We start from the raw sequence: 22,192 nt of genomic DNA on the forward strand, positions 1-22,192 counted from the left end.
GCGGTGGGAGAGGGCACTGGTCCGGGTTCCGCCGGGCAGCGGAGCCGCGCTGGCCGCCGCGTTGAAGAGCGCGCTGGCGGCTCGGATGGCGCGTGGGGGCAGTGGGAGTGAGGCGGTGCGGGTTCGGATCGATCCCCTCGATATCGGTTGACCGGCACCGAGAGCACAGGTCCGGGATATGTCACTGCCTCCCGGTCCGGAACCGGGAGGCAGTGAGAGGGAAGTGGGACAGTCGGCGGGGCGGCCGACGGGTCAGCCGTTGCGAGGGCTCGGGAAAGCCGTGGGCCGTACCTCGTCGCGGAGCGTCGGGCTGCCCGCCGTCGGTTGCGTCGGCATCGAGCGGGCGGCCGGGACCGTGGGCACCGTGGGGATGCCGGCGCCGACATTGACCGTGCGGGTCCCCGACGGTTCCGCGGTGCGCTCGGCTTCCGCCGCGGCCTGGGTGGCGGCGCGGCGCGCACCGTAACGGCGGTGCACGGCCTGTTTGGTGACTCCGAGCGCCGAGCCCACGGCGTCCCACGAGAAGCCCAGTGAGCGGTCGAAGTCCACGGCGGCCGTGACCAGGGTCTCGACACTGTCCCGCAGCTCCTGGGCGAGGCGGACGGTCGGCGCGGGGGCACGTCCGTAGACGACGAAGCCCGTGGAAGGGCCGGAGCGGCGCGGGCGGTAGACATTGCCCAACTGGGCGGTCAGGGTGCGTAGTGCGTCCACCTGCCGGCGGACCCGCTCGATGTCCCGCACCAGCAAGTGCAGGCTGGCCCGAGCCTGGGCGTCGTGGGTTGCGTGGTCGGCCATGAACAAGCCTCTCGAACCGGCGTTGAAAAGGATGGGCCGCGTTTGCGGCCTGGTTGGTCAACTCTGTCTTGACCAACGCGCCTCGGGGGCTGTGGTCACGCTGCGGGGGCGTAGGAACATATGCGTACGCCCCCTGAGGTCGCGTTTCCCGCCCGCGGTGGTCCGTGCGAGTGCGTTGTCGGCGCTCACCCCGCACCCCCATAGACTGGTGTGCTGCCCCGCACACCCGTTACCGAACGACGCCGGGGCCGACCCGAACTCCCGCCCGAGAGGCCGACAGTCACCCATGAAGCTCGTCTTCGCCGGTACCCCCGAGGTCGCCGTTCCCGCTCTGGACGCCCTGATCGCCTCCGGGCGGCACGAGGTGGCCGCCGTCGTCACGCGGCCGGACGCGCCGGCGGGGCGCGGGCGGCGGCTGGTCGCGAGCCCTGTCGCCCAGCGGGCGGAGGAGGCCGGCATCGAGGTGCTGAAGCCGAACCGGCCCAGGGACGAGGAGTTCCTGGCCCGGCTCCGGGAGATCGCGCCGGACTGCTGTCCCGTGGTGGCGTACGGAGCCCTGCTGCCCCGCGTCGCCCTCGACGTCCCCGCGCACGGGTGGGTCAACCTGCACTTCTCCCTGCTGCCCGCCTGGCGCGGAGCCGCCCCCGTGCAGCACTCCCTCATGGCGGGGGACGAGATCACCGGGGCGTCGACCTTCCTGATCGAGGAGGGGCTGGACTCCGGGCCCGTCTACGGGACCGTCACCGAGGTGGTCCGGCCCACCGACACCAGCGGCGACCTCCTCACCCGGCTGGCCTTCGCCGGGTCCGGGCTGCTGGCCGCGACGATGGACGGGATCGAGGACGGGACCCTCAAGGCCGTACCGCAGCCCGCCGCGGGCGTCACCCTCGCGCCGAAGATCACCGTCGAGGACGCGCACGTCGACTGGTCCGCTCCCGCCCTGCGCGTCGACCGGGTGGTGCGCGGGTGCACGCCTGCCCCCGGCGCGTGGACGACGTTCCGTGGCGAGCGGCTCAAGCTCATCCAGGTCGCGCTCGCGCCGGACCGTGACGACCTCGCCCCGGGCGCCCTGGCCGTCGGCAAGAACAACGTGCACGCGGGCACCGGCTCGTACGCCGTCGAGCTCCTGTGGGTGCAGGCCCAGGGCAAGAAGCCGATGCGGGCGGCGGACTGGGCCCGCGGGGTGCGCACCGCCGACGGGGAGACCCTCGGGGCGTAGGGAAACGCCCTGATCAAGACCTTCCGCAACACGCCTCAATCGCTGCCCGGGCGGGACGTACGCTTGACGCGTATCCCACCCTGATTTCCGGAGCACCTTTTTCGTGAGTGAGCAGTTTTCGTGAGTGAGCAGTCCCGTCGGCCGCGCAGGCCGGGCAAGCCCTATCGTCGGCCCCAGAAGGACCCCGTCCGCATCCTCGCCTTCGAGGCGCTCAGGGCCGTGGACGAGCGGGACGCGTACGCGAACCTCGTGCTGCCGCCGCTGCTGCGCAAGGCGCGGGAGAAGGAGGGACCCGACAAGTTCGACGGGCGCGACGCGGCGCTGGCCACCGAGCTGGTGTACGGGACGCTGCGGCGGCAGGGGACGTACGACGCCGTCATAGCGGCCTGTGTCGACCGGCCGTTGCGGGAGGTCGACCCGCCCGTGCTGGACGTGCTGAGTCTCGGCGCGCACCAACTGCTCGGGACGCGGATCCCCAGTCACGCCGCCGTTTCCGCCTCCGTCGAACTCGCGCGCGTGGTGCTGGGCGACGGGCGCGCCAAGTTCGTCAACGCCGTGCTGCGGAAGGTCGCGCAGCACGACCTCGACGGATGGCTCGAACAGGTCGCACCGCCGTACGACGACGACCCGGAGGACCATCTCGCCGTCGTGCACTCGCATCCCCGCTGGGTCGTCTCCGCCCTGTGGGACTCCCTCGGCGGCGATCGCGCGGGCATCGAACGGCTCCTCGAAGCCGACAACGAGCGCCCCGAAGTCACCCTCGTGGCCCGTCCCGGGCGGGCCACCGCCAGTGAGCTGCTCGACGCCCTCGGGGAGGAGGCCGCGACGCCGGGGCGCTGGTCGCCCTACGCCGTGACGCTCAGCGAGGGCGGCGAGCCGGGCGCCATCGACGCCGTACGGGACAACCGTGCGGGGGTGCAGGACGAGGGCAGCCAACTCGTCGCGCTCGCCCTCGCGGGCGCGCCCCTGGACGGCCCCGACCAGGCGTGGCTGGACGGGTGCGCCGGACCCGGTGGTAAGGCCGCCCTGCTCGCGGGGCTCGCCGCCGAGCGGGGCGCCGTGCTGCTCGCCTCCGAGAAGCAGCCGCACCGGGCCGGGCTCGTCGCGAAGGCACTGGACGGCAATCCCGGGCCGTACCAGGTCATCGCCGCCGACGGGACGCGCCCGCCGTGGCTGCCGGGCACCTTCGACCGGGTGCTGATGGACGTGCCCTGCACCGGACTTGGCGCTCTCCGCAGGCGGCCCGAGGCGCGCTGGCGGAGGCGGCCCGAGGACCTGGACGGGTTCGCGCCGCTCCAGCGGGCGCTGCTGCGGACCGCGCTCGACTCCGTGCGCGTCGGCGGTGTCGTCGGGTACGCCACGTGCTCGCCGCACCTCGCGGAGACCCGGGCGGTCGTCGACGACGTGCTCAAGGAGTACGGCTCCACGGCCGACCTCATCGACGCCCGGCCGCTGCTGGAGGGCGTACCGGACCTGGGCGAGGGCCCGGACGTCCAGCTGTGGCCACATCTGCACGGGACGGACGCGATGTATCTGGCCCTCATCCGCCGGATCGCCTGAAGCTCACCGAGGAGAGCCGGGGAGGCCGCTCAGCCGCCTTGCCGCGTGACCTTCGCCGTCGGTTCCCCTGCCGTGCCCGTGCCGTCCTCGTGGGACAGCCGGTGGGGCCACCACACCTTCGGTCCGACGTCCAGGAAGAGCGCCGTGACCAGGACGGACCGTACGACGAACGTGTCCAGCAGCACGCCCAGGGCGACCGCGAAGCCGATCTCGGCGAAGGCGACCATGGGCAGCGTGCCGAGGGCGGCGAAGGTTCCGGCGAGCACCAGGCCGGCGGACGTGATGACCGCGCCCGTCGCGGCCAGGCCCGTCACCACGCCGGGGCGCGTGCCCTCGCGGGCGGCCTCCTCGCGGATGCGGGTGGTCAGGAAGATGTTGTAGTCGATGCCGAGGGCGACCAGGAACACGAAGACGAACAGCGGGAAGTCCGTCGACTCGCCCGCGTAGTCGAAGACGTACCGGAACGCGAGCGCGCTGATGCCGAGCGCGGCGGTGAACGACAGCACCACCGTCCCGATCAGCAGGAGCGGCGCGACCAGCGCCCGCAGCAGGGCACCGAGGATCAGCAGCACCACGACCAGGACCAGCGGGATGATCAGGATGTTGTCGTGGGTCGTCGCCTTGTCCGCGTCGAGGAGGGCCGCCGTACCGCCGCCGACCTGGGCGTCGGCGTCGGGCACCGCGTGCACGGCGTCGCGGACGCGCTCCACGGTCTGTTTCGCGGCCTCGCTGTCGGCGGGGTCGCTCATGGTCGCCTCGAACAGCACCTTGCCGTCGTACACGGGTTTCGTGCCGGGTGGCAGACCGAGGGAGTCGGGGACGACCCCGCGTGTGTCCGCGACCGTGCGGCGCACCTCCTCGGCCTGCGCCCGGCTGCTGATGACCACGAGGGGGTCGCCGCTGCCGGCGGGGAAGTACCGTTCGGACACCTCCTGGCCGACGATCGAGTCCGGCTTGCCGGTGAAGGCGTCCGCGTTGCTGATGCCCTCGGCGCGCAGCTGGATCAGGCCGAGTGAGCACAGGGCGAGGACCGCCGCCGTGATGGCCCAGATCATGCGCGGGCGGCCGGAGATGCCGCGTCCGGTACGGGCCCAGAAGCCGCTCTTGGTGGGGTCGGCCGTACCGAGATGCGGGATCGCCGGCCAGAAGATCCAACGGCCGAAGACCACCAGGAGGGCCGGGAAGAGCGTCATCATCGCGATCAGGGCGACGGCGACGCCGATGGCGGCGACCGGGCCGAGGCCGCTCGTCGAGTTCATCTCGGCTGCCAGCAGGACGAGCATGCTGAGGACGACCGTGGCGCCGGACGCGATCACGGCCGGGCCCGCGCGGTGCAGGGCGAGGGCCATCGCCTCGTGCCGGTCCTCGTGTCGGCGCAGCTCCTCGCGGTAGCGGGCGACCAGCAGCAGCGCGTAGTCGGTGCCCGCGCCGAAGACGAGGACGGTGAGGATGCCCGCGCTCTGGCCGTTGACGGTCAGGCCCCCGTACTCCGCGAGGAAGTAGATCAGCGCCTGGGCGGTGAACAGGGCGGCGATCACCGAGACCACCGGCACCAGCAGAAGGGTCGGACTGCGGTAGGTGAACAGGAGAATCACGATGACGATGCCCATCGCGGCGAACAGCAGCGTGGAGTCGATGCCCTCGAACGCCTCCGAGAAGTCGGCCGACGTACCGCCCGGGCCCGTGATGTGGACGGCCAGTCCGCCCGCGCTCTCACCGCTGTCGTCGCGGATCGAGTCGACCGCGGGCGCGATGCGGTCCCAGCCCTCCTCGTCCATCGTGATGGGGACGAGGACCTGGGCGGCCCGTGGATCGGCGGCACGGTCGTAGACCGGCCCCCGGGTCTCCGCGCCGCGGATGCCGTGAACGCGCAGCTCCTTGAACTGCCGGACGTCCTCCTCGATCTTCGCCCGGTCCGCGGCGGTGAGGCCACTCCCGCGGGCGTAGACGACGACCGCGGGGATCTGTTCGGGCCTGAAGCCCTCGGAGGTCTGCAGGACCTGCGTGGACTCGGCGGAGCCCGGCAGCCAGGACGCCGCGTCGTTGTCCTGGGCGTCGGCGAGCTTCTGTGCGAACGGCGCCATCAGGAAGAGCACCACCAGCCACAGGGCCAGCACCAGCCACTTGGCCCGGCGACCGCAGACCAGGTGCGCGACGCCTTTGCCTTGCGAGGCCTTTCGTGGGTCCTGGGTCTCCGTCATGACCACCCCCGTAGCCGTCGGCGGAGCCGGTCCGCCGACCCGGTGCGGGGCCGGTGGGCGGCCCAGCATGTCAGGGGCTCTCGCCCCTCTCCATACGCAGAAAAGACCAGGTTCGGACCGGGCGGAACAAGCGGCGCCGGACATGGGAGGCTTAGGGCATGGCCGCGCAGATCAACCCCAGCATCCTGTCCGCCGACTTCGCCCGTCTCGCCGATGAGGCGAAGGCGGCCGAAGGGGCCGACTGGCTCCATGTAGACGTGATGGACAACCATTTCGTCCCGAACCTCACGCTCGGTGTGCCGGTCGTGGAGTCGCTCGCCCGTGCGACTCAGACGCCGCTGGACTGCCACCTGATGATCGAGGACGCCGATCGGTGGGCACCCCAGTACGTCGAGGCGGGTGCCGGCTCGGTCACCTTTCATGTCGAGGCGGCCGCCGCGCCCGTGCGGCTCGCCCGTGAGATCCGCGCCAAGGGCGCCCGGGCCTCCATGGCGCTGAAGCCCGCGACACCCATCGAGCCGTACGAGGACCTCCTCGCCGAGCTCGACATGGTGCTGATCATGACGGTCGAGCCGGGCTTCGGAGGCCAGGCATTTCTCGACATCATGCTCCCCAAGATCCGCCGCACCCGCGAGTTGATCAGCAAGCACGGCCTCGAACTCTGGCTCCAGGTCGACGGCGGCGTCTCGGCCTCCACCGTCGAGCGCTGCGCCGAGGCGGGCGCGGACGTCTTCGTGGCCGGCTCGGCGGTGTACGGGGCCGAGGACCCGGCCGCGGCGGTACGGTCCCTGCGCGCCCAGGCCGAGGCGGCGACGGCCACGGCGGCCTGGGCTTGCGCCCACTGAACTCCCACCGGCCGCGAAATCGTGGGAGCCTGGCCGCGTTCAGGAACCTCACAGGGGGCCCGGAGCGTTGATCAGGCAACCGACGGAACCGTGGGGACGTCCGACCAGTGGGGCTCGGGAAGCCGTTGACGTGCGACCACTGGGCCAAGACATCGTGAACGACACCCATCCGGGCTGATCGAATACGTCGGATCTGCAAGGATGAACGGCGTATCCAGAGTGTGAAGAGCAGTGAGGAGAAGGCCGTGTCGGGTATGTCGGCGGGCCGGTCAGCCATGCGGATGGGACCCGCTGAGCTGGTGCAGGCGGCGGCGATGGCCCGCCGCTTCTATCTCGAGGGCAAGTCCAAGATCCAGATCGCCGAGGAGTTCGGCGTCAGCCGCTTCAAGGTGGCCCGGGTCCTGGAGACCGCTCTCGAACGGGATCTCGTACGCATCGAGATCCGCGTCCCCGCCGAGCTGGACGCCGAGCGCTCCGACGCGCTGCGCGCCCGCTACGGCCTCCGGCACGCCGTGGTGGTCGAGTCGCCCGCCGAGGCCGACGAGTCGCCCGACCCGGAGAACCTCGGTGAGGTCGCCGCGGATCTCCTCGGCGAACTGGTGACCGAGGGCGATGTCCTCGGGCTCGCCTGGGGCCGCTCCACCATCCACATGGCGGCCGCGCTCGACCGGCTGCCGCCGTGCACGGTGGTCCAGCTGACGGGCGTGTACGACGCAGGGACCGCCGAGCGCGGCTCGGTGGAGGCCGTCCGCCGTGCCGCCCAGGTCTCCGGCGGAGACGCCCACCCCATCTACGCGCCGATGCTGCTGCCGGATGCGGCCACCGCTGCCGCGCTGCGCCACCAGACCGGGATCGCCCGCGCCTTCGAGTACTTCGACAAGGTCACGGTCGCCTGTGTCTCCATCGGCTCCTGGGAGGCCGGCATCTCGACGGTGCACGACATGATCACGGAGGAGGAGCGCTCCCATTACGCGACCCTCGGTGTCGCCGCCGAGATGTCCGCGCACCTCTTCGACGCCGAGGGCCGCCGGGTCGGACGGGACCTGGGGGAGCGGTGCATCACCGTCAAGGCCGACCAGCTGCGCCGTATCCCCGAGGTCGTCGCGATCGCAGGCGGGCAGCGGAAGGCGGCGGCGATCGACGCGGTACTGCGGTCGGGGCTGGTGACCAGCCTTGTCACGGACACGGCGGCTGCGGACTCCCTGCTGATGGCGGGGGCGGCGCCGCGGCCGGCGTTGAATCGGGCGGATCCGGACGAGTAGCTCCGCTGGTTGGGCGGGTCGTCTCGTTTGCCTGGTTGGGGTTTGTGGGTGGGTGCGGGTTTGTTGTGGCTGGTCGCGCAGTTCCCCGCGCCCCTTTCAGGGGCACACCCCCCGGCCCTGGCGAACTGGCCACCCGTGAAGCCGGCGAGGTGTACTGCAGCGGTGATCATTACAACTCGATCGGAATGGTTCTGGGATGAGTGACGGCATGCTGGCTGACGCGCTGGCCACCGCCGGCTGGTGGCACGTCGGGCTGGATCTCGCCGGTGTCACCGACAAGCCCGCCTTCATGGACCGATGCGCCCGTGCCCTGGAGCTGCCCGGCTACTTCGGGCGGAACTGGGACGCCCTCGCCGACTGCCTCGGTGACCTGTCGTGGGCACCGCCCGCGCGGGGGCGGCTGGTCGTGGTCACCGGCTGGCAGGAGTTCGCCCTGGCGGTGCCGCACGACTGGGGCATCGCGCAGGAGGTGTTCGCCGAGGCCGGCGACCGCTGGCGCGACTCGGAGACCCCGCTGCAGGTGGTGCTCGCTCTCGGAGGATCGTCCTAGGACGCTCCCGGCCACTCTGGACGATCTGTCCCGGCCGCGCTCACCGGCCGCCATGGGAAAATGAGGTACGTGCTCTTCCCCCTGGCTGACCTGTCCGGGGGCCACCTCTGAACCACCGGGATGTGCAGCACGTGCGTTTCCTCAATGACATCCAGCCCGCGTACGACCTGACCTACGACGACGTCTTCATGGTGCCGAGCCGCTCCGCGGTGGGTTCCCGCCAGGCCGTGGACCTCGCCTCGCCGGACGGGTCGGGCACCACCATCCCGATCGTCGTGGCCAACATGACCGCCATCGCGGGCCGGCGCATGGCCGAGACCGTCGCCCGGCGCGGCGGGCTCGTCGTCATTCCGCAGGACATCCCGATCGAGGTCGTCACCGAGGTCATCTCCTGGGTGAAGGGCCGCCACCACGTCCTGGACACCCCGATCGTCCTGGGCCCCCACCAGACCGTCGCCGACGCCCTCGCCCTGCTGCAGAAGCGGGCGCACAACGCGGGCGTCGTCGTGGACGAGGACCACAAGCCGGTCGGCGTCGTCACCGACACCGACCTGTCCGGCGTCGACCGCTTCACGCAGCTCGCCGAGGTCATGTCCAGGGACCTGCTGCTCCTCGACGCCGCGATCGACCCGCGTGAGGCCTTCCACACCCTCGACGCCGCCAACCGCCGCTACGCCCCCGCTGTCGACGCCGACGGCAGGCTGGCCGGCATCCTGACCCGCAAGGGCGCGCTGCGCGCCACGCTCTACACCCCGGCCACGGACGCGGACGGCCGGCTGCGCATAGCCGCCGCCGTCGGGATCAACGGAGACGTCGCGGGCAAGGCCAAGCAGCTCCTCGACGCGGGCGTCGACACCCTAGTCATCGACACGGCGCACGGCCACCAGGAGTCGATGATCAGCGCCATCGGGACGGTCCGGGCGCTCGGCCCGGCGGTGCCGATCGTGGCGGGCAACATCGTCGCCGCAGATGGCGTGCGCGACCTCATCGAGGCCGGTGCGGACATCGTCAAGGTCGGCGTCGGCCCCGGCGCCATGTGCACCACCCGCATGATGACCGGTGTGGGCCGCCCCCAGTTCTCGGCCGTCCTGGAGTGCGCGGCCGAGGCGCGGAAGTACGGCAAGCACGTGTGGGCCGACGGCGGCGTACGCCACCCGCGTGACGTCGCGATGGCCCTCGCGGCCGGTGCGTCGAACGTCATGATCGGGTCCTGGTTCGCGGGGACGTACGAGTCGCCGGGCGACCTTCAGCAGGACGCGGGCGGCCGTCTCTACAAGGAGTCGTTCGGCATGGCGTCGGCCCGCGCCGTCCGCAACCGTACGTCGGACGAATCGGTGTACGACCGTGCCCGCAAGGCCCTGTTCGAGGAGGGCATCTCCACCTCGCGCATGTTCCTCGACCCGGCCCGCCCGGGCGTCGAGGACCTGATCGACGCGATCATCGCCGGTGTCCGCTCCTCCTGCACCTACGCGGGCGCCGCATCCCTGGAGGAGTTCGCCGAGCGGGCCGTCGTCGGCATCCAGAGCGCCGCCGGCTACGCGGAGGGCCAGCCGCTGCACGCCAGCTGGTGAGCGACCAGGGGCCGCGCGCAACGGTCAGACGCCCCGCGCAATGAACACGCACGCGGCCCCCATCAACGCAACGATCTTGCGAAGGCGCGCAAGGTTGCTGCGTTACGCCCGCGAAGCAATGATCAGTAGGCTCGTGCGCTGTACGTGGCGTGGCGGGGACCTCCTGCTCGGTGGGTCCCTGCTCTCGGGTGCCGCCGGTCCTCACCCGCCCTGACCGGCAGCGATGAAGGAGCCGACGCGTGCTCGACCACGGCGCACCCCCGCAGTCCCCCGACCGACCCTCTCCACCCGGCCCCGGCACGGGCGCTCGGCTGATGCGCCGCAAGCCCGTGGAACGGCTGGTCGAGGAGGGAGGTCAGGGTGAGGGAGGTACCCTTCGGCGCTCCCTCGGGCTGTGGCAGCTCACCATGATCAGCATCGGCGCCACGCTCGGCACCGGCATCTTCGTGGTGCTCGGCGAAGCGGTCCCCGACGCCGGGCCCGCCGTCACCCTCGCCTTCGTGATCGCCGGCCTCACCGCCCTCTTCTCGGCCCTCTCGTACGCGGAGCTGGCGGGCACCATCCCGGTCTCCGGGTCCTCGTACTCGTACGCGTACGCAACCATGGGCGAACTGGTCGCCTGGGTCTGCGGCTGGTGCCTGGTCCTGGAGTACGGCGTGTCGGTGGCCGCGGTCGCGGTCGGCTGGGGCGAGTACCTCAACGAACTGCTCGACGGCACGATCGGCGTCACCCTCCCCGACGCGCTGTCCGCCCCGCCCGGCGACGGCGGGATCTTCAACCTGCCCGCGCTGATCGTCGTCCTGCTCGCGATGGTGTTCCTGCTGGGCGGCGCCCGCGAGTCCGCCCGCGCCAACACGATCATGGTCGCCGTGAAGATCACCGCGCTGCTGCTGTTCTGTGTGATCGGTGTGCAGGGCTTCCGCTCCGGCAACTACGAGAACTTCATGCCGCTCGGCATGGCCGGTGTCAGCGCGGCCGGGGCCACGCTCTTCTTCTCGTACATCGGCTTCGACGCGGCCTCCACGGCGGGCGAGGAGGCGAAGAACGCGCAGCGCGACCTGCCGCGCGCGATCATGCTCTCGCTCGTCATCGTCACCGCGCTGTACGTCCTCGTCGCCGCGGTCGCCGTCGGAGCGCGGCCCTGGCAGAAGTTCGACGGCTCGGAGGCCGCGCTCGCCGGGATCATGAAGGAGACCACCGGCGACGCCTTCTGGGGCACCGTGCTCGCGGCGGGAGCCGTCATCGCCATCGCCAGCGTCGTCCTGACCGTGTTGTACGGCCAGACGCGCATCCTCTTCGCGATGTCCCGTGACGGGCTCGTACCCAAGGTGTTCTCGCGCGTCCACCCGAAGACGGGCACGCCCCGCGCCAACACGGTCATCGTGTCCCTCTTCTGCGGTGTCCTCGCCGCCGCGATCCCGCTCGGCCAGCTCGCCGACGCCACCAGCATCGGCACGCTGTTCGCCTTCGCGCTGGTCAACGTGGCGGTCGTGGTGCTGCGCCGGACCCGCCCGGAGATGCCGCGCACCTTCCGGGTGCCGCTGTCACCGGTGCTGCCCGCGCTCGGATTCGTCTTCTGCGTGTGGATGATGGGCAGCCTCGACACCGTCACGTGGGTGGTGTTCGGGGTCTGGATGGCCGTCGGGCTCGTGTTCTACTTCAGTTACGGCTACCGCCGATCCCGTCTTGCGACTCCGGTTGCCACCCCAGTTGCCACTCCAGAGAAGTGATCCACCCGCAGTGCTGAACGATCTCGACGAACGCATCGTGCACGCCCTCGCCGAGGACGCCCGTCGCTCCTACGCCGACATAGGCCAACTGGTCGGCCTGTCCGCACCCGCCGTCAAACGGCGCGTGGACCGGTTGCGTGCGACGGGAGCGATCACCGGCTTCACGGTGCGTGTGGATCCCGCCGCGCTCGGCTGGGAGACCGAGGGGTTCGTCGAGATCTACTGCCGGCGCAACACCTCGCCGGAGACGATCCAGCGGGGTCTTGAGCGGTATCAGGAGGTCGTGGCGGCGTCCACGGTCACCGGTGAGGCCGATGCGGTGGTGCAGGTCTTCGCTTCCGACATGCGGCACTTCGAGAGGGTGCTGGAGCGGATCGCGGGGGAGTCGTTCGTGGAGCGGACCAAGTCGGTGCTGGTGTTGTCGCCTTTGCTGCGGAGGTTTTCTTCCGGGGCGCCTGCGTGAGGGTTCGGGGGGTGGGGTTGTTGGGCGGCTGCGGGTTGGTTGTGGCTTGTCGCGCAGTTCCCCGCGCCCCTGTCGGGGCGCGTGCTCGCCGTTTAAAATCGGTCTCATGACCTGGCGACATTGATCCCGTAAGTCGGCCACCGGTGTCCGGCGGCTCACGGCCACGCTGTACGGCTACTCGTTCCTCGACGACCTCGTCCTGCTCTACCCGGTGTACGCGCTGCTGTTCGTCGACACCGGTCTCTCGGTCTGGCAGATCTCCTCCCTGTTCGTGCTGTGGTCGCTGACGGGTGTCCTCGTCGAGGTCCCGTCCGGTGCCTGGGCCGACGCCGTCTCGCGGCGGACACTGCTGTGGCTCGGTCCGCTCCTCGGTGCCGTTGGCTTCGCCTTGTGGGTGCTCCTCCCCTCCTACGAGGCGTTCGCCGCCGGCTTCGTGCTCTGGGGTGTCCGGGGAGCCCTCGGTTCCGGTGCGCTGGAGGCGCTCGTGTACGAGGAGCTCGACCGGCTCGGCGCGGCCGACCGTTACGCGCGCGTCATGGGCCGGGCCCACGCCGCCGGGATGGCCGGGGTCGTGACGTCCATGGCGCTGGCCGGACCGGTGCTCGCGTTCGGCGGGTTCCCGGCCGTGGGGCTGGCCAGCGTGCTGGCCTGTCTGCTGACCGCGGCGGTCGCGAGCCGGTTCCCGGAACACCGGACCGCCATCGCCGCGGGCGACGCCTGGGCCACGACCCTCACCACGCTGCGGACGGGACTCGCGGAAGTCCGCCGCGATCGGTCCGTACGCGGAGCGCTGCTCCTCGTCCCGGCCGTCAGCGCCGTGTGGGGCGCGCTCGACGAGTACACGCCGCTGCTGGCGCGGGACACGGGCGTGGCCGAGGAGACAGTGCCCTATCTGCTCCTGCTGGTCTGGGCAGGAGCCACGGCCGGGAGCCTGCTGGCCGGGGTGGGCGAACGTCTGGGCAGGACCGGGCTCGCCTGGCTGCTCGCCGGCTCGGCACTCGCCCTCGCCGTGGGGGCGCCGGCGCGGACATCGTCCGGCATCGCTCTCGTGGCCCTGGCCTTCGGCGGCTTCCAGCTGTCGACCGTGCTGGCCGACGCCCGGCTCCAGCAGCGCATCGACAGCTCGGACCGGGCCACCCTGACGTCGGTCGCCGGGATGGGCACCGAACTCGCCACGATCACCGTGTACGGCGCGTACGCGATGCTCGGCTCGACCCACGCGCACGGCACCGTGTTCGCCGTGTTCGCGGTGCCGTACCTGGTGACCGCGATGGTGCTGGGAGCTAGTACTCCGGGTGCCAGGGCACGACGTTGAAGTCGCCCGTGCCCTTCTTGACCTTCTCGAAGGGCGCCGTGCTGACGCACTTCGGCAGGTCCTTCGGGCCCATGCCCGTGGTCGTCGCCCAGCTGTAGCCGAGACGGTCGACGCGGCCGGTGTCGTGGACGGTTATGCCCACCCGAAGGTCCTTGAGGTCCGGCACATTGGTGTCTGTGACGACGCCCGAGACCACGGCCACCTTGCCACCGGTGACGAGGCAGTCGACGCGCGCTTTCGCCCAGCCGCCCTTGTCACCCAAGTAGTGGCTCCAGCGGAACGTGCCGGTGGCCTTGGTCGAGTCGGCCCTGTCCTTCGCCGCCAGGTGCGCGTCGAAGGAGAACGTCATGTCGTCACCGGCCGAGCGGTACATCTTGGCGGTGCCGGTCAGGGCGGCGGCCTCGCGCTGCCGCCCTTCGTCGGCACCGACGCGGGTGCCGGACCCGGACGCGGAGGCCGAAGCAGCCACGCCGGTCGCCAACAGTAAGACGGTGGCCCCGAGTACGGCGAACTTCGTGCGGCGAGTCGGACGGTTCATGGGAGCCCTCTCTGCGGGTGCTCGCGGGTGATTCGGACATGTCCACTGTCCCGCCGGCGCGCCCCTCGCCACATCCCGCTGCGGAGTGCATTGCCCTCCGCTCCGGGGCGGAGGCCGTACGTCCCCGACCTGCACCCACGGGTGGAGCATCCCTCCCTCGCGAGGCACGCAACGAATCGCCGTCCAACCCGCGCGGCACGCAACGGTTCGCTCACCGGCGCGCAACGGCTCCCGCTTGTCCGGCCGAGCCGGCCGACCGTACCGTCTAAGTGGCCCGGCAGTGGGCCCCCAACCCCCCTTCGTCCCGGTGAGGAACACGCATGCGCACCGCCCTGCTCCAGAGCTCCGGCCGCCCCGGCTCGGTCGCCGAGAACCTCAAGGTGCTCGACGAGGCCGCAGCGCGCGCGGCGGACGCGGGCGCCGGGCTGCTGGTGGCGCCGGAGATGTTCCTGACCGGGTACGCGATCGGCGGCGAGATCGCGCGACTGGCCGAGCCCGCGGACGGGGACTCCGCCGACGCCGTCGCGGAGATCGCCGGACGGCACGGCCTCGCGGTCGCGTACGGCTATCCCGAGCGACGCGAGACGGGGGTCCCCGCGGGCGATGGGCAGAGGGAGGTCTTCAACTCGGCCCAGCTCATCTCCGCCGACGGCATCCGGCTGGCGAACTACCGCAAGACCCACCTCTTCGGCTGCTTCGAGCGCGACCACTTCACGCCGGGGGAGCAGCCGGTCGTCCAGGCCGAACTGGGCGGCCTCCGCGTCGGGATCATGATCTGCTACGACGTCGAGTTCCCGGAGAACGTCCGCGCCCACGCCCTCGCCGGCACCGACCTCCTCCTGGTGCCCACGGCTCAGATGCACCCGTTCCAGTTCGTCGCCGAGTCGCTGGTCCCGGTGCGCGCCTTCGAGAACCAGATGTACGTCGCGTACGTCAACCGGGTCGGCCAGGAAGGCGAGTTCGACTTCGTCGGGCTCTCCACGCTGGCGGGCCCCGACGGGGTCGCCCGCACCCGAGCCGGACGCGGTGAGGAACTCCTCCTCGCCGACGTCGACCCCGCCTTCCTCGCCGCCTCCCGCCAGGCGAACCCGTATCTGGAGGACCGCCGTCCGGGCCTCTACGGGTCCCTCGTCTGAACCTCAGCCCTCTCTCAGCTCTCTCAGCTCTCTCAGTTCCCTCAGTTCTTGTGCAAGGAGTCCGTACCCCATGACGTCCACGGTGCCCAACGCCGTCCAGCACGCAGACGAGCAGCAGCCGCCGATCACCATGTTCGGGCCGGACTTCCCGTACGCGTACGACGACTTCCTCGCCCACCCGGCGGGCCTGGGCCAGATCCCCGCGACCGAGCACGGCGGTGAGGTCGCCGTCATCGGCGGTGGGCTGTCCGGGATCGTGGCCGCGTACGAGCTGATGAAGATGGGGCTCAAGCCGGTCGTGTACGAGGCCGACCAGATCGGCGGGCGTCTGCGTACCGTCGGCTTCGACGGCTCCAACACAGAGGGGCTGACCGCCGAGATGGGCGCGATGCGCTTCCCGCCGTCCTCCACAGCGCTCCAGCACTACATCGACCTGGTGGGACTTCAGACCCGGCCCTTCCCCAACCCCCTTGCGGAGGCGACGCCTTCGACCGTCGTCGACCTCAAGGGTGAGTCGCACTACGCCGAGACGATCGACGACCTGCCGCAGGTCTACCGCGACGTGGCCGAGGCCTGGAACAAGTGCCTCGAAGAGGGCGCCGACTTCTCCGACATGAACCGGGCCCTGCGTGAGCGTGACGTCCCGCGCATCCGCGAGATCTGGTCGAGGCTCGTCGAGAAGCTCGACAACCAGACCTTCTACGGCTTCCTCTGCGACTCCGAGGCATTCAGGTCCTTCCGGCACCGCGAGATCTTCGGTCAGGTCGGCTTCGGCACGGGCGGCTGGGACACCGACTTCCCGAACTCCATCCTGGAGATCCTGCGCGTCGTCTACACCGAGGCCGACGACCACCACCGGGGCATCGTCGGCGGCTCCCAGCAACTGCCGCTCAGGCTCTGGGAGCGCGAGCCCGAGAAGATCGTGCACTGGGCGTACGGCACCTCGCTGGCCAAGCTGCACGAGAACGGCGAGCCGCGCCCGGCCGTGACCCGGCTGCACCGCACCGCCGGCAACCGGATCACCGTGACGGACGCGAACGGGGACATCCGTACGTACCGTGCGGCGATCTTCACCGCGCAGTCCTGGATGCTGCTGTCGAAGATCGACTGCGACGACTCGCTCTTCCCGATCGATCACTGGACCGCCATCGAGCGCACCCACTACATGGAGTCCAGCAAGCTCTTCGTGCCCGTCGACCGGCCCTTCTGGCTGGACAAGGACGAGGACACCGGCCGTGACGTCATGTCGATGACGCTCACCGACCGCATGACACGTGGCACCTACCTCCTCGACGACGGTCCGGACAGGCCCGCGGTGATCTGCCTCTCCTACACCTGGTGCGACGACAGCCTGAAGTGGCTGCCGCTGTCCGCGAACGAGCGGATGGAGGTCATGCTGAAGTCGCTCGGCGAGATCTACCCGAAGGTCGACATCAGGAAGCACATCATCGGCAGCCCGGTGACGGTGTCCTGGGAGAACGAGCCGTACTTCATGGGCGCGTTCAAGGCGAACCTGCCCGGCCACTACCGCTACCAGCGGCGCCTGTTCACGCACTTCGTTCAGGACCGGCTGCCCGAGGACAAGCGGGGTGTCTTCCTCGCCGGCGACGACATCTCCTGGACGGCGGGCTGGGCCGAGGGCGCCGTCCAGACCGCGCTCAACGCGGTCTGGGGCGTCATGCACCACTTCCGCGGGGCGACGGACCCGGCCAACCCCGGGCCCGGCGACGTGTTCGACGAGATCGCCCCCGTCGAACTCCCCGAGGACTGACCGGGCTTCCCCCGGGGCTCACACCCCGGCGGCCCGCGCCTTCTCGTACACCTCGGCGGCCAGGTCCTTGAGTTCCTGGGCGTCCCGCGGGGTGGCCGTCAGGTCGATGAGGATCTCGTCCAGGCCGATCTCGGCGTGGGCCGCGAGGTCCTCGACGATCTGGGCGACGTCGCCCTGGAAGGGCATGCGGTCCGCACCGTCGTACGCCTTGGCCGTGTGGAACGCGTTCACCCGCAACACCGTCTGGATCGGCTCCTTGCGGCCGCGCTCCGCGGCGAGGTCCTGCAACTGCCGCCACTGCGCGGCGATCTGCTCGACGCCCATGCCCACCGGCAGCCAGCCGTCGGCGTGGTCGACGAGCCGTCGCTGGGCCTTCTTGGTGCTCGCAGCGAGCAGGATCGGTATCGGCCGGGCGGGCTTGGGGCCCACCACGGCGGACGCTATCTTCGTGATCCGCCCGTCGTACGACACCGGGTCGGCGCCCCACACCGCGCGGCAGACCTCGATCACCTCGTCCAGCACCTGGCCGCGCTCCTCGAAGGGGCGGACCGCGGAGGCCGCGTACTCGTCGTGGGACCAGCCCGTGCCCAGGCCCGCGATGACCCGGCCGCCGCTCGCCGCGTCCAGTGTGGCGAGGGACTTGGCGAGCTGGAACGGCACGTGCAGCGGGGCCACCAGGACGCTGGAGCCGAGGCGGACGCGCTCGGTGGCGGCGGCAGCGAGGGTGAGGGTGACCAAGGGGTCGGCCACGTTGCGGTAGTGGTCGGGCCAGGGGAGGCCCTCGATGCCGTACAGGCCCTGCGTGGCCGGCTCGGGGAACAGGGCCCGTTCGAAGACCCACAGGCTGTCGTAGCCGGTCTGTTCGGCGGCGCGCGCCACCTCCGGTACGTCCTTGCCGATGTCGTACTGCTGCATCTGCGGAAGGCTGAGTCCGAGTCGCGTCGCCATGCCCTGTGCTCCTTTGCAAGAGGGGTGCCTCTTGTTGAACGTACAACGTTCGCGCGGGAGTTCTGCGGGTGTACGTGCGATCAGGGGCACAAGTGGCCGAATCAGTCCGCCAGCGGCGTGAGCAGCATCCGTCCCGCGAACCCCACGGCGGCGTCCAGCCGTTCGGTGAACTCCTCGGCCAGGTCGGGCAGTCCGCGCAGCGCCCACAGCGCGCGGGCCGCCGACCACGCGGCGTCACGGGCCCGCTCCAGGCTCCACGAGCCGAACAGATGGGTGAGCGGATCGGCGACCTGGAGGAGATCGGGGCCCGGCATCAGCTCTTCGCGGATGCGCTCCTCCAGCGAGACGAGGATGTCACCCACGCGCTCGAACTCGTCCTCCAGCTCGGCGGGTTCGCAGCCGAGCGTACGACAGGCGTCCACCACGGCGAGCGCCAGATCGTGCCCGATGTGCGCGTTGATGCCCGAGAGCGCGAACTGCAGTGGCCGTACGCCGGGATGGCGCCGGAACAGCAGCAGCGGCCGCCAGCAGGCGGGCGGACGGCCTCCCTCGGCCACCCCCAGATAGTGCTCGGCGAACCGCACGTCCAGCGTGATCGCGGCCCGCGCGTCCGGGAAACCCCCGGTGTCCACGCACCGGTCGACCGCCTCCGTGACGGCGAGGTAGACACGGTTGAAGACGGCGAGCCCGTCGAGCCGCGGCAAGGTCGCCTCCAGGGCGCGCATACGGGCGACGACTCCGTCGACGGGAGTGGTGAAATGTTCCAACTGCGCCATAGGGGCAGGGTCCCAGCCCTACGCTGACGCCAGGACCGCCGGGCCGGGTGCGTCCCCAGAACGGGGGAACGCCCACGGTGGAAAAGGGGGGGAGCACACCACGTGTCAGGCTTACGTGCCCAGCGCCAGGTCGCACACAGGGCCGAGCGCAGGCGCGCCGCCCGGCGCGGCGCCGTCGTCGTCGCCGCCTCGGTCGTGGCCGCCGTCGGAACCATCACGGGCATGGTCTCGGCGCTGAGCGACGACGACCGCGGCTCGGACGAGGCGCGCCCCCTGGTGACCCGCTCGCCCAGCCTCCGGCCGCTGCCCGCCGTGCCCAGCACGTCGTCGCCCACCCCGAAGCCTTCCTCGGCCTCGCCGTCGGCTTCGTGGACCTCCGCGAAGCCGAGCCCGAAGCCCACGAAGGAGACGACGAAGGCCGAGGCCGTGGCCGCGTCGAACCGTCTCTACCGCCACTCCGAATCCCAGGTCCTCGACTGGGTCGCCGACAACGCGACCGACCCCCGGCTCGCGGTCATCAAGTCCCGGATCGCCGACCGTCCGGCCGCCGTCTGGTTCGCCGACCACACGCCGTCCACCATCACCGCCCGGGTCAGGGCGGTCACCTCGGGCGGGGCCGCGCTGGGGCGGGTGCCGGTCGTCGTGCCGTACGCCATCCCGGCCCGCGACTGCGGGGGTGCCTCTCAGGGAGGGGCGCCCGATCTCGACGCGTACGACGCGTGGATCGACAAGTTCGCCGCCGGGCTGGGCAACGACGAGGTCATCGTGATCCTGGAGCCCGACTCGATCGCCCAGTCCGACTGCCTCTCGTCGGACCAGCGCGTCGACCGGTTCGCCTCACTGGCCCGCGCGGGCCGCGTCCTGAAGGCGGCGAACCCGAAGGCCCGGGTGTACTACGACGCGGGCCACTCCGAGTGGAACGCGCCGGACAAGCAGGCCGCGCTGCTCGGCAAAGCGGGTGCCGCCTCGGCCGCGTCCTCCGACGGAGTCTTCAGCAACGTCTCCAACTTCAACCGTACGAGCGCCGAAGTCGCCTACACCCGGGCGGTGCTGGACGCACTCGGTGGTCCCGACAGACTGGGCGCGGTCATCGACACCAGCCGCAACGGCAACGGCGCCCCGGCCGACGGCGAGTGGTGCGACCCGGCCGGCCGCAAGGTCGGGCTCCCGCCGACCCTCAAGCCCGGTGAGGCGCGCATCGACGCCTACCTGTGGGTCAAGCTGCCGGGCGAGTCGGACGGCTGCAAGGGCGAGGCGGGGACGTTCTCGCCGGGGTACGCCTATGACCTGGCGCGCTGAGCCGCCGGGTCGGCACCCGGAGCGATGACCTTCGGCCGGTCGCGGTCGCCCGCGCGCAGGACGTTCGCGAAGGCCACGAGCCCGCACGCCAGGACCGTCACCAGCCCGAACGACACCACGAGGCTGGTCGCCTGCGCGATCCCGCCGAGCATGCTCGGGGCGATCAGCCCCGAGGTGTAGGTGATGGTGGCGACGCCCGCGATGGCCTGGCTCGGGTTGGGGCCGCTGTGGCCCGCCGCCGCGAAGCACAGCGGCACGACGACCGCGATGCCGAGGCCGAGCAGCGCGAACCCGGCCATGGCCACGGCCGGGTGACCGGAGACGACGATCAGCAGACCGCCGAGGGCGGCGAGAACGCCCCCGGCGCGGACGGTGCGCACCGCGCCGAAGCGGTTCACCACCGCGTCGCCCGCGATCCGGGCGATCGCCATGGTCAGCATGAAGCCGGTCGTCGACGCCGCCGCGAGCCCGTCCGACGTGCCCAGTTGGTCACGCAGATAGACCGCCGACCAGTCGAGGCTCGCCCCCTCCGCGAACACCGCGCAGAACCCGACCGCCCCGATGAGCAGCGCCGACCTGGGCGGCAGCGCGAACCGTGGGGGCGGCTCCTCGTCCTCGGCGGGCTGGAGGTCCAGCACCCAGTGGCAGACGACCACCGCGATGGCGGTGAGGGACGCGGACGCCAGCGCGAAGTGCAGGCGGGCGTCCGCACCCAGGTGGGCGGCGAGCGTGCCGGCCGCCGAGCCGATCAGGGCGCCGGCGCTCCACATGCCGTGCAGCCCGGACATGATCGACTTGCCGAGCCGGTGCTCGACCTCGACGCCGAGGGCGTTCATGGCGACGTCGGCCATGCCCGCGGTGGCGCCGTACGTGAACATCGCCAGGCACAGCGTGTACATGTTCGGCGCGACCGAGGGCAGCACCAGCGCCAGGGTCCACATCACCATCAGGCCGCGCAGGGCCGTGCGGCTGCCGAAACGGTGGCTGATCCGGCCGGCCAACGGCATCGAGCAGGAGGCGCCGAACGCCGTGAACGCGAGGGCGAGTCCGAGTTGCCCCGCGCTGAGGCCGGCGTGGTCCTGGATCCACGGCACCCGGGTCGCGAAGGACCCGGTGACCGCGCCGTGCACCGCGAACACGGCGGCCACGGCGTACCGGGCTCGCCGCACCTCGCGCTGGTCGTAGTCCACCCCGCCCATCCTCGTCCCCTTCCCGGACCGGCGCACAGGGCACCTGTCGTCAGCGAATCACCGGCCGAGAAAACTATCAGGAACCCTGCCTGATAGATAGGCGTTCAATGGGCGCACTCGGCACAGCACTGGGCGCTCAACAGGCCACCCGCCATGCACCGCCACTGATCTGGGAGGATCCCGGCATGCCCGCATCACCGAGCACCGCCCGGGCCATCAACGACCGGCTCGCCCTGCGGCTGCTGCAGCAGGAGGGCCCGCTGACGGCGGGGCGGCTGAAGCAGCTCACCGGACTGTCCCGGCCCACCGTCGCCGACCTCGTGGAACGCCTCACCGCGGCGGGACTCATCGATGTCGTGGGCGAGTCGGGGGAGCAGCGCCGCGGGCCGAACGCACGCCTGTACGGAATCGTCGCGGACCGCGCGCACCTGGCGGCCCTAGACGTGCGCACCGAGGGAGTGACCGTCGTCGTCTCCGACCTGCTCGGTACGGAGCTCAGCCGGGCGTCCCTGCCGATCGCGGACGACACCGGGACCGGACCCGCGGTGGAACAGGCGGTCGCTCTGGTGGAGCGCGCCGCCAAGGAGGCGGGAGCCGATCCGCTGCACACCGTGGGCATCGGAGCCCCGGGCCTCATCGACCCCGCCAGCGGCGAACTCCGCGATTCCTCCGGGCTCCCGGAGTGGCACCGCCGCCTGGTCGCGGCGCTCGGCGAACGCCTCCCTGCCCGTGTGATCGTCGAGAACGAGACGAACCTCGCCGCGCTCGCCGAACAGCGCGACGGTGCCGCCCACGACCGTGACACCTTCGTCCTGCTGTGGCTCGGCCTCGGCACCGGTGCCGCCGTCGTCCTCGACGGCCGACTCCGCCGCGGCGCCTCCGGTGGCACGGGCGAGATCGGCTTCCTCCCGGTACCCGGCACGGGCATGCTCCCCTCGGCCACGGACTGTGCGGGGGGCTTCCACTCGCTCGGCGGCGACGCGGCCGTGGTGGCCCTGGCCCGCGAGCACGGGGTGGCGGGGG

Annotated in this window: 19 protein-coding genes and 1 pseudogene; 14 read left to right on the forward strand and 6 right to left on the reverse strand. The window is 71.4% G+C overall.

Annotation, left to right across the window (positions count from 1 at the left end; translation table 11 throughout):
* A pseudogene (locus FNH08_RS52020) lies at nucleotides 1-151 on the forward strand (primosome assembly protein PriA); the annotation flags it as partial.
* A gap of 101 nt (nucleotides 152-252) precedes the next feature.
* Here the strand turns inward: FNH08_RS52020 and FNH08_RS18195 are convergent.
* Nucleotides 253-795 carry a hypothetical protein gene (locus FNH08_RS18195; RefSeq protein ID WP_152772546.1) on the reverse strand — a complete coding sequence of 181 codons (543 nt, stop codon included), beginning with the start codon at nucleotides 793-795 and terminating at the stop codon, nucleotides 253-255.
* A gap of 286 nt (nucleotides 796-1,081) precedes the next feature.
* On the opposite strand from FNH08_RS18195, the gene fmt reads away from it, so the two are divergent.
* On the forward strand, nucleotides 1,082-2,014 hold the full coding sequence (gene fmt, locus FNH08_RS18200; protein ID WP_152772547.1) for a methionyl-tRNA formyltransferase: 933 nt from the start codon (nucleotides 1,082-1,084) through the stop codon (nucleotides 2,012-2,014).
* 120 nt (nucleotides 2,015-2,134) lie between these two features.
* Entirely contained in the window at nucleotides 2,135-3,574 is a 1,440-nt protein-coding gene (locus FNH08_RS18205) for an RsmB/NOP family class I SAM-dependent RNA methyltransferase (protein ID WP_322724766.1), read from the forward strand.
* 29 nt (nucleotides 3,575-3,603) lie between these two features.
* Here FNH08_RS18205 and FNH08_RS18210 read toward each other — a convergent pair whose 3' ends face one another.
* Nucleotides 3,604-5,775, reverse strand: a complete 2,172-nt coding sequence (locus FNH08_RS18210; protein WP_152772548.1) for an MMPL family transporter — start codon at nucleotides 5,773-5,775, stop codon at nucleotides 3,604-3,606.
* Nucleotides 5,776-5,933: 158 nt separating this feature from the next.
* Here FNH08_RS18210 and rpe point away from each other — a divergent pair, with 158 nt between their 5' ends.
* The 7 genes from rpe to FNH08_RS18245 all read left to right on the forward strand — a co-directional run bounded on the left by rpe (nucleotide 5,934) and on the right by FNH08_RS18245 (nucleotide 13,511).
* Nucleotides 5,934-6,620 carry a ribulose-phosphate 3-epimerase gene (gene rpe / locus FNH08_RS18215; protein WP_152772549.1) on the forward strand — a complete coding sequence of 229 codons (687 nt, stop codon included), beginning with the start codon at nucleotides 5,934-5,936 and terminating at the stop codon, nucleotides 6,618-6,620.
* A gap of 221 nt (nucleotides 6,621-6,841) precedes the next feature.
* Complete coding sequence (locus FNH08_RS18220; RefSeq protein ID WP_322724769.1) at nucleotides 6,842-7,882, forward strand: sugar-binding transcriptional regulator; 1,041 nt, start codon at nucleotides 6,842-6,844, stop codon at nucleotides 7,880-7,882.
* A 196-nt stretch (nucleotides 7,883-8,078) separates the two neighbouring features.
* Nucleotides 8,079-8,432: a barstar family protein gene (locus FNH08_RS18225; RefSeq protein WP_152772550.1), complete on the forward strand. Its 354-nt coding sequence runs from the start codon at nucleotides 8,079-8,081 to the stop codon at nucleotides 8,430-8,432.
* Between the two features lie 131 nt (nucleotides 8,433-8,563).
* Entirely contained in the window at nucleotides 8,564-10,003 is a 1,440-nt protein-coding gene (locus FNH08_RS18230) for a GuaB1 family IMP dehydrogenase-related protein (RefSeq protein ID WP_322724770.1), read from the forward strand.
* Nucleotides 10,004-10,242: 239 nt separating this feature from the next.
* Complete coding sequence (locus tag FNH08_RS18235) at nucleotides 10,243-11,733, forward strand: amino acid permease (protein ID WP_322724771.1); 1,491 nt, start codon at nucleotides 10,243-10,245, stop codon at nucleotides 11,731-11,733.
* 10 nt (nucleotides 11,734-11,743) lie between these two features.
* Nucleotides 11,744-12,196 (forward strand): Lrp/AsnC family transcriptional regulator, encoded by a 453-nt coding sequence (locus FNH08_RS18240; protein ID WP_322724773.1) that lies wholly within the window; start codon nucleotides 11,744-11,746, stop codon nucleotides 12,194-12,196.
* A 166-nt stretch (nucleotides 12,197-12,362) separates the two neighbouring features.
* A complete protein-coding gene (locus FNH08_RS18245; protein WP_152772553.1) occupies nucleotides 12,363-13,511 on the forward strand; it encodes an MFS transporter in 1,149 nt (382 codons plus the stop codon).
* Here the strand turns inward: FNH08_RS18245 and FNH08_RS18250 are convergent.
* Nucleotides 13,480-14,049, reverse strand: coding sequence for a Repetin (locus FNH08_RS18250; protein ID WP_152772554.1), 570 nt, complete (start codon nucleotides 14,047-14,049; stop codon nucleotides 13,480-13,482). The genes FNH08_RS18245 and FNH08_RS18250 overlap by 32 nt on opposite strands.
* A gap of 320 nt (nucleotides 14,050-14,369) precedes the next feature.
* Between FNH08_RS18250 and FNH08_RS18255 the strand changes: the two genes are divergently transcribed.
* Both FNH08_RS18255 and FNH08_RS18260 read left to right on the forward strand, forming a co-directional pair.
* Entirely contained in the window at nucleotides 14,370-15,185 is an 816-nt protein-coding gene (locus tag FNH08_RS18255; protein ID WP_152772555.1) for a carbon-nitrogen hydrolase family protein, read from the forward strand.
* A gap of 70 nt (nucleotides 15,186-15,255) precedes the next feature.
* Nucleotides 15,256-16,956, forward strand: coding sequence for a flavin monoamine oxidase family protein (locus FNH08_RS18260; RefSeq protein WP_152772556.1), 1,701 nt, complete (start codon nucleotides 15,256-15,258; stop codon nucleotides 16,954-16,956).
* An 18-nt stretch (nucleotides 16,957-16,974) separates the two neighbouring features.
* Here the strand turns inward: FNH08_RS18260 and FNH08_RS18265 are convergent, their stop codons facing one another.
* Nucleotides 16,975-17,904 carry an LLM class F420-dependent oxidoreductase gene (locus FNH08_RS18265; protein WP_152772557.1) on the reverse strand — a complete coding sequence of 310 codons (930 nt, stop codon included), beginning with the start codon at nucleotides 17,902-17,904 and terminating at the stop codon, nucleotides 16,975-16,977.
* Between the two features lie 101 nt (nucleotides 17,905-18,005).
* Nucleotides 18,006-18,680, reverse strand: a complete 675-nt coding sequence (locus tag FNH08_RS18270) for a DUF5995 family protein (protein ID WP_152772558.1) — start codon at nucleotides 18,678-18,680, stop codon at nucleotides 18,006-18,008.
* A 102-nt stretch (nucleotides 18,681-18,782) separates the two neighbouring features.
* On the opposite strand from FNH08_RS18270, the gene FNH08_RS18275 reads away from it, so the two are divergent.
* Complete coding sequence (locus tag FNH08_RS18275) at nucleotides 18,783-19,979, forward strand: glycoside hydrolase family 6 protein (RefSeq protein WP_407704400.1); 1,197 nt, start codon at nucleotides 18,783-18,785, stop codon at nucleotides 19,977-19,979.
* Here the strand turns inward: FNH08_RS18275 and FNH08_RS18280 are convergent.
* On the reverse strand, nucleotides 19,961-21,178 hold the full coding sequence (locus FNH08_RS18280) for an MFS transporter (RefSeq protein ID WP_152772559.1): 1,218 nt from the start codon (nucleotides 21,176-21,178) through the stop codon (nucleotides 19,961-19,963). The two genes, FNH08_RS18275 and FNH08_RS18280, sit on opposite strands and share 19 nt — an antisense overlap.
* A 176-nt stretch (nucleotides 21,179-21,354) precedes the next feature.
* Between FNH08_RS18280 and FNH08_RS18285 the strand changes: the two genes are divergently transcribed.
* A partial coding sequence (locus tag FNH08_RS18285; protein WP_152772560.1) for an ROK family transcriptional regulator occupies nucleotides 21,355-22,192 on the forward strand: 838 nt, incomplete at its 3' end.

Origin of the sequence: Streptomyces spongiae, from assembly GCF_009377185.1 — a bacterium.
In the GTDB taxonomy this organism is placed as follows: Bacteria; Actinomycetota; Actinomycetes; order Streptomycetales; family Streptomycetaceae; genus Streptomyces; species Streptomyces spongiae.